The organism is Flavobacterium branchiophilum FL-15 (genome assembly GCF_000253275.1).
In the GTDB taxonomy this organism is placed as follows: domain Bacteria; phylum Bacteroidota; class Bacteroidia; order Flavobacteriales; family Flavobacteriaceae; genus Flavobacterium; species Flavobacterium branchiophilum.
The window spans coordinates 2,130,608-2,148,999 of sequence record NC_016001.1; the positions used below are offsets into that span (position 1 = coordinate 2,130,608).

Here is an 18,392-nt window from a genome sequence, read left to right on the forward strand (position 1 = left end):
TTAATTTTGTTCGTTTTTAAAAAATTCATCTAATGCGGTCATGTCCAAAATATTTACAGATCGTGCTTTACTACCTTCAAAAGGGCCCACTATTCCAGCAGCTTCTAGCTGATCTATCAATCGTCCGGCTCTGTTATAACCTAGCTTTAATTTTCTTTGCAATAATGATGCCGAACCTTGTTGCGAGGTAACAATTATTTCGGCTGCTTCTCTAAACATCGAATCTCGTTCTGATATATCAAACTCTAATTTTGAGGCTCCTTCTTCGCCAACAAATTCTGGCAGCAAATAGGCATCTGGATATGCTTTTTGAGCCCCTATATATTCAGTGATTTTTTCTACTTCGGGTGTGTCTATAAAGGCACATTGCACTCGCACTACATCGTTACCATTGGTATATAACAAATCTCCTCTACCAATTAACTGGTCGGCTCCTTGGGTATCTAAAATAGTTCGAGAATCAATTTTTGACGATACTCTAAAAGCAATTCGAGCAGGAAAATTGGCTTTAATCAATCCCGTAATGACATTTACCGATGGTCTTTGTGTTGCAATAATCAAGTGAATCCCAATGGCACGTGCCAATTGAGCCAATCTGGCAATGGGCACCTCAACTTCTTTGCCCGCCGTCATGATCAAATCGGCAAATTCATCAACTACCAATACGATATAAGGCAAAAACTGGTGTCCTGCTTCTGGATTCAACTTCCGAGCTTTAAATTTGTCATTATATTCCTTAATATTTCGTACCATGGCATCTTTCAATAACAAATAACGGTTGTCCATTTCCACACAAAGTGAGTTCAATGTAGCCACAACTTTAGCATTATCTGTTATTATAGCTTCCTCTGTATCAGGGAGTTTTGCCAAATAATGTCGCTCTATCTTACTAAATAAAGTTAATTCAACTTTCTTTGGATCTACCAACACAAATTTGACTTCTGCTGGATGTTTTTTATACAACAACGACGTTAATACCGCATTTAAACCAACAGATTTTCCCTGTCCTGTAGCTCCTGCCATCAATAAGTGAGGCATTTTTGCTAAATCTACAACAAATGTTTCATTTGAAATTGTTTTGCCTAATGCAATAGGCAATTCCATTTCGGCTTCCTGAAATTTTGCAGAACCAATAACACTTCGCATCGATACTACCGATGGATTCTTGTTTGGCACTTCAATTCCAATTGTACCTTTTCCAGGCATTGGGGCTATGATACGAATACCTAGTGCAGCTAAAGAAAGTGCTATATCATCTTCCAAACTTTTTATTTTTGAAATACGGATACCCGCTTCAGGTACAATTTCATATAGCGTTACCGAAGGCCCAACGGTTGCCTTTATTTGTGCAATTTCAATTTTATAATTGCGAAGGGTTTCTACAATTTTATTTTTGTTTTCTTCTAATTCTTGTTGATTGATTGTTATACCGCCTGATGAATGTTCTTTCAACAAATCTAAATTTGGAAATTTAAAATTGGATAATTCTAAAGTAGGATCAAATAATCCAAAGTCGGCCACTAGTTTTGAGGCCAAATTCTCTTCAATTATGGTTTCCTCTGCTACCTTTTCAATCAAAAATTCTTCTTCAACAGGAATATTGATTTCTAACTCTGAATTGGTTATTTCGAGTTTTGTTTGTTTGTTTGCCCCAATTGTCAAATCTGATGGATTTAAAATGGTGGGTTTCAAATCGTCTTTATTGATTTCAAATTGCGATTTTTTGGTGGCAAAATTGTCTGACTCATCCAAATCATCTACTGCAAATTCTTCTAAATTATATTTGCCAGAAGTACTCGTTTCAGCTTGAGACTGATTGATTTCATTGGCAATAGACGTTTTTTGTTGGGTAATAAATGAGGTGATTTTTTCTGGCGAAATTTTCAATTTCAATACAAGATATAGTAAAATGGTAAATAGTAAAACAAAAAAAGTACCCGTTTTTCCAATAAAATCTTGCAATATCATGTTCATTTCATAACCAACTGCGCCTCCTAGTTCTGGTAATGAAGTCGCAAAAAAACCCAAAACAATCGACAAAATCATGATGGCAAAAATATCCCAAAACCATACGTTTTTTAATTTTTTGAGTGGAATATCTAAAAATAAAAACGCACCTGTTGTAAATAAAAGTTTAACAAATATAAATGATGCTATGCCAAACCCTTTAAAAATAAACAAATCTGCGATAAAGGCACCTAGTTTACCAATCCAATTTTCAACGGCTGCGTTTCTATCAGCTACCAAGGCTACAGCACTTTGATCAGCTTGTCCATTTATAAAAAATGACACAAAAGCAATACCCAACGCTATCGACAGCAATACTAAAAAACTACCCCATAACATTTTTTTTTGTCGGGGTGAGGTTTGTATTGGTGTAGCATTTTCGTTGTTGGAATTTTTTTTATTTGCTTTTTTTGCCATTATTTACTTTTTTTAACACTTATAAGAACCTTGGAACATAAATAAACATGCCTATGGCTATGGCTGTCATAGCTGCAAAAAATACAGCACCCGCAGCAATATCTTTGATAAATCCAATTCGGCTATGAAATTCTGGATGAATAAAATCGGCTATTTTTTCAACGGCCGTATTAAGTCCTTCTATGCTCAACACCAATCCAATAGCCATCGTTTGAAACATCCATTCTGTTTTGGAAATGTCAAAATAAAAGCCTGCAAGTGTCATAACAATTCCTATTGAAAATTGCGACATTACACTGTGTTCGGTTGTAATTAACTTGAACATACCTACAAAGGCATATTTGATACTTTTTAACCTTCCCGTAAAAAAACTATTATCTTTTTTAAATTCCATTGCTTAAAGTACTTTTAAAGCAGCTTCATAATTGGGTTCATTTGCTATTTCTGAAACTTGTTCTGTATATACAATTGTTCCTTTTTCGTCTATAACAATTACTACTCTGGAATGTAATCCTGCTAATGGACCATCTACAATTTCTAAACCATAATTTTTTCCAAAATCACCATTTTTAAAATCAGATAAATTGTGCACGTTTTCTAACCCCTCTGCACCACAAAAACGTTTTTGGGCAAAAGGCAAATCTCTAGAAATACACAATACTTTTGTATTTTCCAATTGACTGGCTTGTGCATTAAATTTTCTAACTGATGTGGCACAAGTTCCCGTATCGATACTAGGAAAGATATTTAAAACCAGTTTTTGACCTTCAAAATTAGACAAACTTACCTCTGATAAATCATTGCTAATTAGTTTAAAATCAATTGCTTTTGAACCTACTGTTGGCAAATTGCCATTTGTATTAATAAGATTTCCTCCAAGTGTAATTGTAGCCATAATGTATATTTTTTAGTTTGCAAAAATAATCATTTTAGGTTTATAATTTTAAAGCACAAAATTTCTTTTTCAACAATTATTAATTTATGGAATAATCAAGCAAAAAAAAAGAGCTATCAAATTGGTTTTGATAGCTCTTTGCAATACAATTTAGTTTCTAATCACTTCTATTTGAATACCTTTTGCAGTAACAACCTCTAAAGCTTTAGAATAATTGAGCAAAAAATCAATGGTTTTTTTTGGTGGTTTCATTTCTTTTGCCACAACTTTTTTGGGTGTGTAAAGTTTTGCCATTTAGCGTTTATTTTAGTTTTTATACTAACGCTAATGTTTTGAAAATATTGTTAGTTTGTCAAAATTATTTGTTTTTCTTCCATAATTTTTCTAATTTTCAAAATGGCATAACGCATTCTGCCCAATGCTGTATTGATACTAACGCCCGTATGTTCTGATATTTCTTGAAAACTCATATCTTGATAGTAGCGAAGCAGCAAAACTTCCTTTTGATCCTCGGGCAATTCTTGAATTATTTTTCTTAAATCAACATCAATTTGCTCTTTAATCATTTCATTTTCAACATTTAAGGCACTGTCTGTAATTAGATTAAATATTTGAAACTCATCTGTTTCTCTGGACAAAGGCATTTTTTTGTTGTGTCTGAAATAATCAATTACTAAATTATGTGCAATCCGCATGACCCAAGGCAAAAATTTGCCTTCTTCATTATACGTTTTTGATTTTAAAGTTTTGATTACTTTTACAAAAGTATCCTGAAAAACATCATCGCAAACTGTTCTATCTGGAATTTTTGAATAGATAAATCCATAAATGCGGGATTGGTGTCGTTCAATTAATGCAGCCAAAGCTTGCTCATTACCAGCTACATAATTTTTTATCAATAAAGCATCGGAGGTTTGATTAATTGCCATAACATTACTTTTTTTAATTAATATTAAAATTTTAAGAAATTTTCTATAAAATAAAGTAATGTTTTGCTATAGGCTTTTAGTGTTTTTATTATGGTGTAAAGATTATAAAATTTATTTTGATTTTCCAAATTTTAAGTTAAAATTAACTTAAAAAATATAATAAAATGGTTTTTTATAAATAATTTGACTAATTTTTGTGTATATTTTTTTTATTTTTCTTAAAAAAAAGGCTTGAAAGCAACTTTTTTGTCAATTTGAAAAAAGTTGATTCAAGCCAATTTAAACCAAAAAACTAAAAAAATACGATTATTTGTCTTTTTTGCTATCCATCATTTCCATCAATTTCATGCCTAAAAGACCAGATATGGAGCCATCAGCACCATTGGCACCCGAAATTAATACATCAGGAATAACTTTTATGTTGCCTTTGCCAATTTCTTCTGTGATTTTATATTTTGTAAAATTGTCGCCACCCATAGCCGCTACTTGCAATTGATATGATTCTGCAGTAGATTTACCAATAGCCATAATTTTTTCGGCTTCGGCTAGTCCTGTTTTAGATATTTTTTCGGCCTCGGCGCTGGCATTCAATCTGGTGGCTTCGGCTTGTGCCCCTGCTCTAGCTTTTGTAGCTTCGGCTTCGGCATTAACGTTTAATTTCAAACTGGTGGCATCACCTTCGGCTTTTTTTACAGTGGCATCGGCAGTACGTTGTGCAATTTCAACACTTTGAGATGCTTTTACAATTTCTCTTTGCATATCGGCAATGGCGGTTTCTTTTTCTACGCCTTGTCGTTGTTCTTGAGCCATTTTTTGTGTTTGATAGGTTTTTTGCTCTTCTTCTGCAATTTTTCTATCGGTTAATGTTTTCATTAACGATTCTGGTGGCACAATATCGCCAATTAAAGTATCTACAGCGTTTACATTATACTCGTCTAAAACGGCTTTGATGTGTGTTTTTGCAGATTCTTGTCTTTCTTTTCGGGTTGATAAGAAAGATATTACATCTGAATCTTGTGCCGAGTTTCTGAAATAGTTTCCAATGGTTGGTTCCAAAACTTGAGATACTAAATTGGTCATGCTTCCAAATCGTGCAATGACTTTTGGAGCTTCATTTGCCGGCACATGAATTATTTGAGCAACATCTAAATTGAATGGAAAACCATCTTTTGAACGCACAGTAATGGTAGATAAATTTTTATCTAAATCGTGCGATTCGCTGCGGGCATTGGCCCAGTTTAGCACCAAATTGGTTGTTGGCACGGGTTCGAGTTTTGTGGTATATTTGTTCAAAGCATATTTACCTGGACCAAGTGGCTCCATCCAAACCCCTCTTTGTCCTTTTGAAACTATGTTGCCGTGTTTAAAGGTGTCGCCTGTAACATCTTGTCCGTCTTCGCCAATGTATGAAATGACTACCCCAACATAGCCAATAGGTACATCGGTCATGGGGTTTTGTTCTATTTGTACAGCCCATGTGTTGATGTAATATGATCCTGCCAACATTACTTGAGGTTGCAATCCACGGTTGCCCCCATGTTTTAAAAACTGGTCAAAATCCTGAAAATTGTTATGTCCTTCTACATATTTACCCGCAATTTGACCAATTGGAATGGGTTCACCGTCCATGGCGGTTACGATACCTACCATGTTTTCAAAAATAACGGTTTGTGGAGCTAAAACTACTTCAAATAAATAGGTGTTTATTCTATAAGATCCTGTTGTAATAAAAGCAGATTGTCGGCCTTTTTGTCCACCGTTGTTTAAAAATAAGGTGGCATCCTGAAAATTATCTGAATCAATTTTTTGGGCTAAAATCCTTCCTGTTGGTATTTCGGCACCGTCTTTACTTAATACCAATCCGATGTTGCCCTCTGGAATAATTGTAAAAGGTGTCATATCTACACCATATTGCCATGGCCACATCATCCAATATAAACCAGGTGCCAATGTTTTGGCCTGAAATCCTGCCTCGCCTTTTGTAGCAATTATCCTGCCATCGGGCAATGATTTTTCTGCTCCAAACAAAACAAATTTTTTGGTTACTAATCCAATTCTGTTTTCGGGAACGATGACCATACCAAAAAACACACGCAATACAAATTTGTAAAACACGATAGAAAGTATCAAAACGATGACCCACCAATTAGATAAAATATCTGTCATTTTAATGTTATTTATAAATTAAAAATTAATTTTTTTTGAATAAGATATTTTCTTGAAATCAATAATAATTCTAATTATTTATTTTAATAATTTTATTCTATATAAAGAATTTCTATTTTTTGAATTATTCACAATCTGTGTTATCTTTCTAAAAAATATTTTAGGTTCAAATTCCTTAATTATACGAAGTCTTGAAATAAATGTTACAAAATAGTATGTTTTTTTTGTAAAAAAAGTGTAAGTCTAGTAAAAGCTTGTTTGTGGGCAAGTTAGCGTTTGTGATTGGTTTGTAGTCGAGCAAGCCGCTTGGTAGGAGTTGCGGATAGTTGTAAAACGTATTTTGGGAAAAATTTAAGTGGCTTTTGTTTTGCGAGATTGTCCTGTTGGGGTTTTATACCAAATATACCTACAAAATATCCCAATCTATTGGTTGTTTTTTGCTAAAATCATTCTAAAAAAAATAGTTCCGTAGCCCAGCTAAGCAACGATTTTTTTTGGACATTTTTTTTCTAAAAAATAACTAGCCTCTTTGGACTATATTATAAATATATTTGGTATTGGCAAAGTTCAAAGGTTTGAAAAAATTTGTTTTTTTTAAATTTAGCTTTAATATTACAATGGTAACAGGTACTGCAGCTGCAATATAGCCCCGACTGCAGTGGAAATCCTTTTTGTTTTTTCTTAAAAACAAAAAGATTGAAACGAAAGGCGGGAACTGACCCAGCGTGAAAATGCCTATTGTGGCTGCTTCTAATAAAGGACATGAATTTGATATGTACTGAAATTTGGTATAAATTGCATTTCAAATGGTTTTTTTGACTCTTGAATTTGTACTGATACTGCTTTTAGAAATAGGGAAAATAGGGTTGAAACAAAGGATTGAAGTACTGTTTTTTGGCAATTGGGTCGTTTAAATTGACAATTGGGTAGAATAAAATAGTTTGTTTGAACTGGCTGTATTAGTTTTGCTTCAAAATAGTAACCTAAAATAACAAATGATGGTAAAATGTATTACAATGTTGATGGTGTTTTGTTGTGGTTTTATTTGTAAGGAAGATATGAATAAAAAAACTAACAGCAGGGCAACGATTAAAAAAAACTTAATTTTGTGTAAAAAAAACGGTTTGGAGCAAGAGTCCTGTGGTGGGAGCATGAAAAATAAAAAAAAAGTTACAAATAAATATACAATTTATGAAAAATAATTATGATTATTATTTAAAAATCATCCTAAAAGGTTTTTTAGTAAGTATTTTTATAGCGGTAGCAATAATAACATTCGAAATTTTATTTGGAAGAAAAATAATATTTAATAAAGAGTTTTATACAGAAATAGGCTATTACATTTTGTTTGGTAGCGTTTTGAATTTTGTAAACACCCTCTATTTTGATTATTTGAATCATCAATTGGTTTGGGACAAATTCAAGCGCTTTAGAATGTTAATTGGAGCATTTGGGAGCATGATGCTGTCTATGTTTGTCATATTTTTATTGCGGCTGTTGGTTGCGGTATTGGTTTATAATCAGGATGTTAGCCGTTTTTTATTGCATGAAAGTGCAAGTGTTTATGGGGTGTATTTGATGATTGTATTGGTAGTATCCCTTTTTTTTCATGCTGTATATTTTTACAAAAAAAGCAAAGATACAGAAGTTCATACCCATAAAATTATGGCTGTTACGGCATCGGCAAAATTTGAAAGTTTGAAGAATCAGATAGATCCCCATTTTTTATTCAATAGTTTGAATGTGTTGAGTGCATTGATAGAAGAAAATCCTACAATGGCACAGAAATTTACAACATCGTTATCCAAAGTATATCGGTATGTTTTGGAGCAAAAGGATAAGGAATTGGTTACGGTTTTGGAAGAATTGGATTTTGCAAAAACCTATATGAGTTTGTTGCAAATGCGATTTGAGGATAGTTTGACGTTTGAGATATTTAATTATGAAGAATTTTCAGATGAAAAAATAGTACCGTTGGCATTGCAATTATTGCTAGAAAATACCGTAAAACACAATATTGTGAGTGAGCAAAAGCCATTGCACATACAAATATATGTTTCGGAAGGGTATTTATGTATAAAAAATAATTTACAAATAAAGAATAATTTAGAGAACAGAAAAGGGGTAGGTTTGCAAAACATCCAAGAAAGGTATGGTTTGATTTGTATGCAAAACATTCAAATACTGAAAACCAACGATTCGTTTGAAGTAAAACTACCCTTGTTGAACCAATTAATTTTAAAAAACGAAGTAATGGAAAAAGCCACACAAAATGCTTATTGGAAAGCAAAAACTAGAGTAAAGGAGTTGAAAGAATTTTATGTTAATTTACTTTCATATTGCTGTGTAATACCCGTGTTAGTGATAATTAATTTAGTAGTAATGCCACATTTTCATTGGTTTTGGTTCTCGGCTTTGGGCTGGGGTTTTGGATTAATTATGCATGCACTGCGGGTATTTGGATTTAGTAGTGCGTGGGAAGAAAGAAAAATGAAAGAAATATTAAATAGATAAAAAAAATGGAAAATTACAATCAAATAGACGAGCGCTATATTGCAGCTCAAAAAAGAGTACAAGAAATTAAAGGATTTTATGGTCATTTGGCCTCTTATGTATTGGTTAATTTATTTTTGCTTATATTAAATTTGGTAAGCTCTCCTGGACATTTATGGTTTTTTTGGCCAGCATTGGGTTGGGGAACGGGCTTATTGGCTCATGGAATTAAAGTATTTCAGATTATGCCATTTTTGGGCAAAGATTGGGAAGAACGAAAAATAAAAGAATTACTTAACAAAGAGGAATATAAATAATATTTTTAAAACATTTATTTTGAGAGCCATAATAATAGAAGACGAAAAACCAGCTGCCCGATTATTGCAACGCAAATTACAAAAATTGGAAGTAACCATAGAAACCATGTTACATTCTGTAGAAGATGCTTTGACTTGGTTTGGCAGTAACGAACAACCCGATTTGATTTTTTTAGACATTCAGTTGTCCGATGGTTTGTCGTTTGAAATATTTGAAAAAATAAACATTCAGTCGGCCGTTATATTTACAACGGCTTATGATGTTTATGCGCTTAAAGCCTTTAAATTGAACAGCATAGACTATCTTTTGAAACCTATAGACGAGGTAGAATTAGAGCAAGCATTGTCAAAATTTAAAACTCGAGTTCAAAATAAAGAAGCCTTAACGTTTGATTTAGACTTGATACAAAAATTATTATTACCACAAAATGTTAAAACTTACAAAAAAAGATTTACGATAAAAATTGGGCATCAAATCAAAATCATTGTAACAACAGACATAGAATGCATTTTTAGCGAAAATAAAGGTACCTATATTCATACGCTCGATAACCGAAGTTATTTGATAGACAGTACATTAGAAGTTTTGGAAACAGAACTGGATCCGCAACAGTTTTATAGAGTTAGCCGAAAATTTATAATTCCAATGGCCGTTATCAAAGAAATTCAAGTACATTCCAATTCAAGATTAAAAATTATTTTGCCAACATATCAATCAGAAGACATTGTGGTAAGCAGAGAAAAAGTGCATGATTTTAAAAATTGGCTTGGCTAAACGATAGACATTTGAAATTGTAAAAGATATTGAAAAAAATGTTATATTTGAAAACATTAAAAAATGGAATAAACATGCTTCAAAAAAAACAATTTCGGGTTTTTATTTTTTTATTTTTTATTACATATATGGTTGTGGCTCAGCATGGTAATGTACATTTATTTCGCAGTTTTTTTGAACAATCTGAAGGAATAAAAGGACAGTCTAAAAATTTATCAACCCCTTTCAACACGGCAGGTAATAAGTTGTATATGATTGGGCATCAAGATGGTACTTTTCCTGATATGGGCTGGCATATCCCTGGCGAAATGGGGGGCATTTGGCACCATCCAATCAAACTAATGGATGGTTTTGAGGTGGCTATAGCATTAAATGGAAGTACCTTAAAACTAGACAAAGCCCATTCGTTTATTAATTTTCCATTTGGCAATCAGCAGCTTTATACTCCTGTATCAGATGTTATTGAAGTAGAGAGATTACAATTTGTACCAGACAATATGAATGGTATTTGTATTTATTTTTATATAAAAAATAAATCAAAACAAGTAATCAACATAAAATTTGAAATGACCAATCAAGTCAATTTGCGACCAGTTTGGCTTGGTGAAAGAACAAAAATGATAGATTCTGAGGATATTTCGACGTTTGATGAACGCCAACAATATTGGATCTCAAAAGACCAAAACAATCCATGGTATGTAGTTTGTGGCAGTACATTGCCTGCTGTTTCCCATCACGTTTTAGGCAGTAAACCTAACAAACCCAATACGTCTATCATAAAAAGTGTATATGAAATTCAAATTCAACCCCAAGAAATGTTTGAAGTGCCCTATTTTATTGCGGGTTCCTCTACTGGACTTTTAGAAGCTACACAAACTTATAAAACCATTAGTAGTACTACAAACCAACTTTTGATAGCTAAAAAAAATAGGGTTTTGTCTTTAGACCATTACTCAACTTTAACTATAGACGACAAAGCATTAGAAAACACCTTTAGATGGCTCAAGTATGCATCTGATTGGCTTACACAAGAGGTGTCGGGCGTTGGTCGGGGTATTGTGGCAGGATTGCCTGATTATCCATGGTGGTTTGGTGGCGATTTGAGTTATACCCTAAAAGGTTTGATCCGAATGGGACAGAAAGATTTGGTGTACAGTTCTATCGATTTAATTTTAAATATTTCTGATAAAAATAATGGTAATGGACGAATTGTTCATGAAGTATCTACCAATGGGGCTGTTTATAATTTAGGAAATGTATGCGAAACGCCACAATTTGTTTCATTAATTTGGGATGTATATTGTTGGACAGGCGATGAAGCTTTTTTGAAGAAATATTTTCCAAAAGTAACAAGTGGACTCACCTGGTTGATGCAAGAAAATGATTTTGACAAAAATGGATTGCCCGATGGCAATGGCATGATGGAAATACATGGTCTGAATTCTGAAATGATAGATGTGGCGGCTTATAGTCAAAAAGCATTTGATGATGCCTCTAAAATGGCATTGGTTTTAAATAATGAAAATCTTTCAAAAAAATATAAAAAACAAGCTGTTTATTTGAAAAATAAAATCAATAACGACTTTTGGGTAGCAAATTTTAATTCGTATGCCGATTTTATTGGTACCAAACAAGAGGCTTTGCATTTAGCAAAAGATGCCATCGTAAGGGCAGACACCCTTCAAAATGATTGGGCAGTAAAAGAATTGCAACAGAGCCAATCGATCATTGAAAACGAAACATCAAATCAAAAAAAAGGATTTGTATTATTTCATAATTGGGTGGTCAATACTCCAATGGAAACAGGGATTGCCAGTTATAACAACGCCATTAAGGCCTTAAACACTGCCTCGGCCTATACCAATCAGTATGGCATGTATGTAACGGGTATTGATAAAAATAAATTATCAGAATCAGAAAATACAATCAACAGAAAATCGTTTACCTATACAGGCACCGTAATGACCTTGCCAACAGGTGTACAAATTATAGCCGAAAACAACTACGGAAGACAAGATAAGGCTTATGAATTAATGAAAAAAGTAGTTAAAACTTTTAGTTATGCATTACCTGGCTCGATGTATGAAGCCTCGCCAGATTATGGAATGATGACACAAGCATGGAATGTTTATGCGTTTGGCACCCCAATTGTTTCGCAATTTTTTGGAATTCAACCATTGTCATATAAAAAATTTGTTTCAATATCTCCCCAATTGCCTTCTGTTTGGCAGCATGGGGCCTTGGAACATATTTGCATGGGGCAAAACGAAATTGATATCCGTTTTGAAAAACATCAAAATAGACAAACCTTTAAGATTATTCAAAAAAAGAAAGATTGGACAATACATTTTGAACAACCAGCAGGCAACTATAAAATATGGATTCTTAACGGAAAAAATGTTAAGCCTATAAAAAAAGGTACTAAAGAATACATTGTATTAAAGGGAAATAATACAAAAACAATAAATTTATATTATAATTAATAAATATTTTAATTATTATACAAAATTTTTCATAACAAAAACAAATGAAATCCGTTGAAACAACATATCTTTCAACGGATTAAAATCCGTTGCTACAAAATGCGTCATCCCTACGGGATTTATATGTTGCAAATTAGAGCCGTAGGCTCGACCGATATTATAAGGCTGGACTTTAGTCCAGTCGATACAAAATGATAAACGATAAAAGAGCCGTAGGCTCGACCGATATTATAAGGCTGGGCTTTAGTCCAGTCGATACAACATGCTAAACGATAAAAGAGCCGTAGGCTCGTTCTATTTTAAATCCTCAAAAATATATCGTTCATCAAAAGGAATTTCAAATTTCTCCAAATAGTTTAAATACTCTTCTTTAAAACTTTCTTTTTGATGGTGCTTTTCTTGATTTGCTACATAATTATAAACTTTTTTTATATGAGATTGACTATAAGAAAAAACCCCATAACCTTCTTGCCATTCAAAACGGTTTGATAAAAGTCTATTATCATTAATATATTTTGAAGATTTAGCTTTAATCGTTTTCATTAATTCTGATATAGAAACAGTTGGTTTCAATCCTAAAAAACAATGTACATGGTCTTCAACTCCATTTACTATAATGGTTTTGCAACCTGTTTCATTGATTAGTTTCCCAATGACAGCAAAAACGTCTTTTCTCCAGTCTTTATGAAGAACAGCTTTTCTGTATTTTACCGCAAAAACAGCTTGAATATATACTTGGTGATAGGTATTTGCCATATCTTTAAATTAATAAAATTATTTATTTCTATTTTTTTTCATCCCAACGGATTAAAATCCGTTGTTACAAAATGCGTCATCCCTACGGGATTTATACGTTGCATATTAGAGCCCTAGGCTATTTTCAACGGATTAAAATCCGTTGTTTCAAAATGGTTCATCCCTACGAGATTTATACGTTGCATATTAGAGCCCTAGGCTATTTCAACGGATTAAAATCCGTTGTTACAAAATGGTTCATCCCTACGGGATTTATACGTTGCATATTAGAGCCGTGGCTCGATTCATATTATAAGGCTGGACTTCAGTTCAGTCGATACAACATGTTACACGATAACAGAGCCATAGGCTCGATCCATATTTATTTCCCACGGATTAAAATCCATTGTTACAAAATGCGTCATCCTATAAGATTTTTTTTCATTTCAACGAATTAAAATATGTTACTACTACATGTTTGATTTCAAGGTTTTTGTGGGTAATGCGTTCCCGCAAAAAGTACAAAGCGAGTTCTTGCAAGGCTTTGTTATTGAGCTTGTCCTCGGTGAGCATTTCTGCTTTATTACTCGGACTTTTTGCTTCAATAATCACTCCAACATTGGTTTTGGCGTCCTTGCCTGTATGAATTACTAAGTCGTTTCGGCCTTTATTCTTTTTCATCTTAAAAAGGGGTAATCATACATTAATGAACTACAAAAAAAGAATATTAAAAAAGTAAATTATGTATTTAATTACTTCGCTAATTAGTCTTGTGGTCGAAGTATTTTTTATTTTATTTTTGAAACCAAATGTTGTTTCAAACATAAAAAAATTTTTATCTTAAAAAAACATCAGTAAATACAGTTTATAAATTATTAATGGAAAATATTTTAGTAAAATTAATCTATAAAATACACTTTTTTTTAGATAATATTAGAATGAGATTGATTAAGTAAAATTTATTTCAAAATGAAACCCTTTTACTTCTAACGCTTTATAAATCATATTATTAAATCGAAATAATTTTGCTGGCCTGCCACTTTTCAATTGTGGTGCTATTTCGTTTGTTTCAACTACTATCCCAAAACTCAATATTTTTTTTCTAAAATTTCTACGGTCTATTTCTTTTTCTAAAATGATACAATATAAATTTTCGAGTTCAGAAAAAAGAAACTTTTTAGGAAGCAAATCAAATCCAATGGGCTGATAAGTCAATTTGTTTTTTAGGCGAAGATGTGCCATTGCAACAATTGATGCGTGATCAAAAGCTAGTTTTGGTATTTCGTTTATGGCTATCCATTGTGCATTTACGGCGTCTGTTGCTGCCACGAGTTGAAATTTTGAAGGATCGACCAAACCAAAATAAGCTACCGAAATAACCCGATTTCGATGGTCTCTTTGTACATCATCTCCAAAAGTATATAACTGTTCAAGATAATTAACTTCTACATTGGTTTCCTCTTTCAATTCTCGTAAAATGGCTTCGTGCAAAGTTTCATCATTTTGAACTAATCCGCCTGGTAATGCCCATTGCAAAACAGCTGATCCAAATTTCTGTTGAATTAATAGTACATAAAGTTGGTTATTTTTAAACCCAAAAACCACAGCGTCCACAGCTATTCTTATGTTTTGCATCATCTTTTTTAAACTATTTTGAAAAAATTAAATTTCAATAGCAAATATACTAAAAACAAAAATACCTAACCAACCTACTAATCATAAAAAAATAGAAACTACAAAACATTGGATTTCATATATCAGAAGCTCAAAAATGTATTGGCATATCATGAAATCCATTTCACCTCAAATATTTAGTAATATGCCTATTAAAGGTATCAATATAATATTAAATAAATACAAATTAAAATTGTATATGTATGAAAAAATATTATATTTGTTAAAATTCAAATTTTTTTTATAACTCTGAAATTCAGATTTTTAGAAATTAAAACATCACATTATGAACCATATCTGGAAAAAAATTATATTAAAAACCACTTTAAGAGATCAAAAATATACTACCCTTGGAGCAGATAAACTGTCTAATTTTATTTTAGCAAAAGGATATCGTAAATTTGTAGTAATATTCAAACATTTTATAAAAGATATTTTATTAATTGGATTAGGCATTTTGTCTGCTGCTTTTGGATTCAAAGGGTTTTTATTAAATAATCATTTTATTGATGGTGGGGCTACAGGTATTTCATTATTGTTGGCATCTTTAACAAATATTCCACTATATATTCTTATTTTATTAGTAAATATTCCTTTTATTTTTTTGGCATATCATGTAATTAGCAAGGAATTTGCAGTCAAAACAGCACTTTCCATCACAGGTTTGTCCATAGCATTAGCTACTATTTCGTTTCCAGCGGTTACAAACGACAACTTATTAGTGGCCCTTTTTGGTGGTTTTTTTCTTGGGGCAGGCATCGGATTTGCCATCAGAGGCGGTGCAGTTATCGATGGCACAGAGGTTTTAGCCATATTTTTAAGTCGAAAATTGGGCATGACCATTGGCGATATTATTATTCCTATCAATGTTTTAATTTTTGGGGTAGCTGCTTATTTTTTAGGGGTCGAAATTGCCCTATACTCTATGATTACCTACTTGGCCGCTTCAAAAACACTCGATTTTATTATAGAAGGTATAGAAGAGTACATTGGCGTTACCATTGTATCTACCTACAGCGATCAAATCCGACAAATGATTATAGACGTCATGGGGCGGGGTGTTACGGTATATAGTGGCAAACGAGGACATGGAAAAAACGGCGAAACCAAGGATACCGACATTATTTATACGGTAATTACCCGATTAGAACTCAATAAACTCATAACTGAAATTGAAAAAATAGAACCCGCCGCATTTGTTGTCATGAACAGCGTAAAGGACACCAAAGGAGGCATGATTAAAAAAAGACCCTTAAAACATTAATTAAGGTATAAATACTTAAAATCTAACTAATATAGTTCCATATATTCTTTTTCTTTGTCATTTCGATGTAAGCATTTTTTAGGCTAAAATGGGCTTGTTTTTGCATCTGAGGATCGTCTTTTAGCAATTTCATTGCTTGGTTTCGGGCCAATAGTAATATATCCTGATCTCGAACCAAATCGGCTATTTGCAAATTCAAAACCCCACTTTGTTGTTTGCCCATAATGTCGCCAGGGCCTCTTAATTTCAAATCTACTTCTGCAATTTCAAATCCGTCATTGGTTCTTACCATAGTGTCCATACGTATTTTACTATCATTAGACAATTTTACAGACGTCATCAAAATACAATAACTTTGCTCGGCACCTCTACCCACCCTTCCTCTCAATTGGTGCAGTTGCGACAAGCCAAATCGTTCGGCACTTTCAATAATCATAACACTGGCATTGGGTACATTTACCCCAACTTCTATCACAGTTGTAGCAACTAAAATTTGGGTTTTGCCCTCGGCAAATCGTTTCATTTCTGATTCTTTTTCAGCGGGTTTCATTTTGCCATGAACAATCGAAATGGCATAATCTGGTAGCGGAAAATCCCTCGAAAGCCCTTCAAAACCATCCATCAAATCCTTGTAATCCATTTTTTCCGATTCCTGAATCAGCGGATATACAACATATATCTGGCGGCCCTTGGCCATTTCTTGTCTTATAAAATGCCACACTTTGAGCCGATTACTATCAAACCGATGTACGGTTTGAATAGGTTTTCTGCCAGGAGGCAATTCATCAATAACTGACACATCCAAATCGCCATACAAACTCATCGCTAAAGTTCGTGGTATAGGAGTGGCTGTCATAACCAAAATGTGGGGCGGAATGTTGTTTTTTTTCCACAACTTTGATCGTTGTTCTACTCCAAATCGATGTTGCTCATCAATAATAGCCAATCCCAAATTCTTAAAAACCACTTTGTCTTCCAATAATGCGTGTGTGCCTATAATTATTTGAAGTGTACCATCTTCCAACGATTCATGTATTTGTCGTCGTTCTTTTATTTTGGTTGAACCAGTCAATATTTTGATTCGAATATCCATTTTCAAAGCCAATTCTGACAAGCCTACAAAATGCTGGTTGGCCAAAATCTCTGTTGGTGCCATCAAACAAGCCTGAAATCCATTATCCAATGCCAACAACATACTCATAAATGCCACTATCGTTTTGCCCGAACCCACATCGCCTTGCAACAACCGATTCATTTGTGCATGGCTCCCCATATCGTTCCTAATTTCTTTTATCACCCGTTTTTGGGCATTTGTCAAATCAAATGGCAAATGATTTTTATAAAATTCATTAAAATAAAGTCCAACTTGTGTAAAGGAATGTCCTTTTATTTTATATTTTTGAATCAAATTTTTGGTAATTAATTGCAATTGTATAAAAAATAACTCCTCAAACTTCAATCTAAATTGAGACTTTGCTAACGAATAGGCATCCTTTGGAAAATGGATATTAAAAATGGCCTCCTTCTTAGACATCAATTGCAACTCTTCTATCAAATACAATGGCAAATGTTCCGTAAAATAATGTTGAGTTTCTATCCATAATTGCTCCATCATTTTGCCAATAACTTTATTTGTAACCCCTCTGTTTTGCAAGCTTTCTGTAGATGGATAAATGGCTTGCATAGCCGATCGGAGGCTCTTTTGATGCTCTGTCATGAGCTCCATTTCTGGATGAGACATACTAAAATGCTGGTTAAATTTTGTAATTTTCCCAAACACAACATACATCTCATTCAGTTTAATGCTGTCCTTTATCCATTTAATCCCCTGAAACCAAGTGAGTACGATTTGTCCAAAATCATCTGCAAATGTAGCCACAAGCCGCTTCTGGTTTTTACCATATTCAACCGTTTGTAAATGAATTATTTTTCCTATAATTTGAACTTCAGCTGTCGTATTTTGCAACTGATTTGTGGTATAATATTTAGTTTTGTCAATATACCGATTCGGAAAAAAATGAACCAAATCGCCATACTTAAAAATGCCCAATTCCTTTCGCAACAAAGCCCCTCGAGCAGGACCAACGCCCTTCAAAAATTCTATTGGAGTATCAAAATAATGGGACATACGTCAAATAATATTAATAAAGTAAACAAAATCAAAAGACTACAAATATACAAAAATATACCATAATAAGCAGCTTCAACATAATTTTTTGGGCACCTCATCCGCCCTC

15 protein-coding genes are annotated in these 18,392 nt (G+C 33.1%); 5 read left to right on the forward strand and 10 right to left on the reverse strand.

The genetic code is table 11. The annotated features are described in order from the left end of the window. From FBFL15_RS09145 to FBFL15_RS09165, 6 genes are all read right to left on the reverse strand, one after another. Entirely contained in the window at positions 1–2,424 is a 2,424-nt protein-coding gene (locus FBFL15_RS09145) for a DNA translocase FtsK (RefSeq protein ID WP_014084326.1), read from the reverse strand. Positions 2,425–2,443: 19 nt separating this feature from the next. Beyond that, complete coding sequence (locus tag FBFL15_RS09150) at positions 2,444–2,818, reverse strand: diacylglycerol kinase family protein (RefSeq protein ID WP_014084327.1); 375 nt, start codon at positions 2,816–2,818, stop codon at positions 2,444–2,446. A gap of 3 nt (positions 2,819–2,821) precedes the next feature. Continuing rightward, complete coding sequence (gene tpx, locus FBFL15_RS09155; protein ID WP_014084328.1) at positions 2,822–3,319, reverse strand: thiol peroxidase; 498 nt, start codon at positions 3,317–3,319, stop codon at positions 2,822–2,824. Positions 3,320–3,469: 150 nt separating this feature from the next. Beyond that, positions 3,470–3,613, reverse strand: a complete 144-nt coding sequence (locus tag FBFL15_RS16625) for a hypothetical protein (protein ID WP_165766325.1) — start codon at positions 3,611–3,613, stop codon at positions 3,470–3,472. A gap of 50 nt (positions 3,614–3,663) precedes the next feature. Continuing rightward, entirely contained in the window at positions 3,664–4,248 is a 585-nt protein-coding gene (locus FBFL15_RS09160) for an RNA polymerase sigma factor (protein WP_014084329.1), read from the reverse strand. A gap of 306 nt (positions 4,249–4,554) precedes the next feature. Beyond that, positions 4,555–6,414: an SPFH domain-containing protein gene (locus FBFL15_RS09165; protein ID WP_014084330.1), complete on the reverse strand. Its 1,860-nt coding sequence runs from the start codon at positions 6,412–6,414 to the stop codon at positions 4,555–4,557. 1,191 nt (positions 6,415–7,605) lie between these two features. On the opposite strand from FBFL15_RS09165, the gene FBFL15_RS09175 reads away from it, so the two are divergent. Genes FBFL15_RS09175 through FBFL15_RS09190 form a run of 4 tightly spaced genes read left to right on the forward strand, consistent with a single transcriptional unit; the run spans position 7,606 to position 12,482 of the window. Then, positions 7,606–8,928, forward strand: a complete 1,323-nt coding sequence (locus FBFL15_RS09175) for a histidine kinase (protein ID WP_014084331.1) — start codon at positions 7,606–7,608, stop codon at positions 8,926–8,928. Positions 8,929–8,933: 5 nt separating this feature from the next. Then, positions 8,934–9,224 (forward strand): 2TM domain-containing protein, encoded by a 291-nt coding sequence (locus FBFL15_RS09180; RefSeq protein ID WP_014084332.1) that lies wholly within the window; start codon positions 8,934–8,936, stop codon positions 9,222–9,224. Positions 9,225–9,243: 19 nt separating this feature from the next. After that, complete coding sequence (locus FBFL15_RS09185) at positions 9,244–9,999, forward strand: LytR/AlgR family response regulator transcription factor (protein ID WP_014084333.1); 756 nt, start codon at positions 9,244–9,246, stop codon at positions 9,997–9,999. Between the two features lie 47 nt (positions 10,000–10,046). After that, positions 10,047–12,482, forward strand: a complete 2,436-nt coding sequence (locus FBFL15_RS09190; RefSeq protein WP_148267909.1) for an alpha-L-rhamnosidase-related protein — start codon at positions 10,047–10,049, stop codon at positions 12,480–12,482. Between the two features lie 294 nt (positions 12,483–12,776). Here the strand turns inward: FBFL15_RS09190 and tnpA are convergent, their stop codons facing one another. From tnpA to FBFL15_RS09205, 3 genes are all read right to left on the reverse strand, one after another. Further along, positions 12,777–13,238 (reverse strand): IS200/IS605 family transposase, encoded by a 462-nt coding sequence (gene tnpA, locus FBFL15_RS09195; protein WP_014084335.1) that lies wholly within the window; start codon positions 13,236–13,238, stop codon positions 12,777–12,779. Positions 13,239–13,658: 420 nt separating this feature from the next. Continuing rightward, positions 13,659–13,898, reverse strand: coding sequence for a DUF7149 domain-containing protein (locus FBFL15_RS09200; protein WP_044032230.1), 240 nt, complete (start codon positions 13,896–13,898; stop codon positions 13,659–13,661). 267 nt (positions 13,899–14,165) lie between these two features. Next, positions 14,166–14,855 carry an NUDIX hydrolase gene (locus FBFL15_RS09205; protein WP_014084336.1) on the reverse strand — a complete coding sequence of 230 codons (690 nt, stop codon included), beginning with the start codon at positions 14,853–14,855 and terminating at the stop codon, positions 14,166–14,168. Between the two features lie 322 nt (positions 14,856–15,177). On the opposite strand from FBFL15_RS09205, the gene FBFL15_RS09210 reads away from it, so the two are divergent. Then, positions 15,178–16,155: a YitT family protein gene (locus FBFL15_RS09210; protein WP_014084337.1), complete on the forward strand. Its 978-nt coding sequence runs from the start codon at positions 15,178–15,180 to the stop codon at positions 16,153–16,155. Positions 16,156–16,177: 22 nt separating this feature from the next. Here FBFL15_RS09210 and recG read toward each other — a convergent pair whose 3' ends face one another. Continuing rightward, on the reverse strand, positions 16,178–18,283 hold the full coding sequence (recG, locus tag FBFL15_RS09215; RefSeq protein WP_014084338.1) for an ATP-dependent DNA helicase RecG: 2,106 nt from the start codon (positions 18,281–18,283) through the stop codon (positions 16,178–16,180). Between the last annotated feature and the right edge of the window lie 109 nt (positions 18,284–18,392).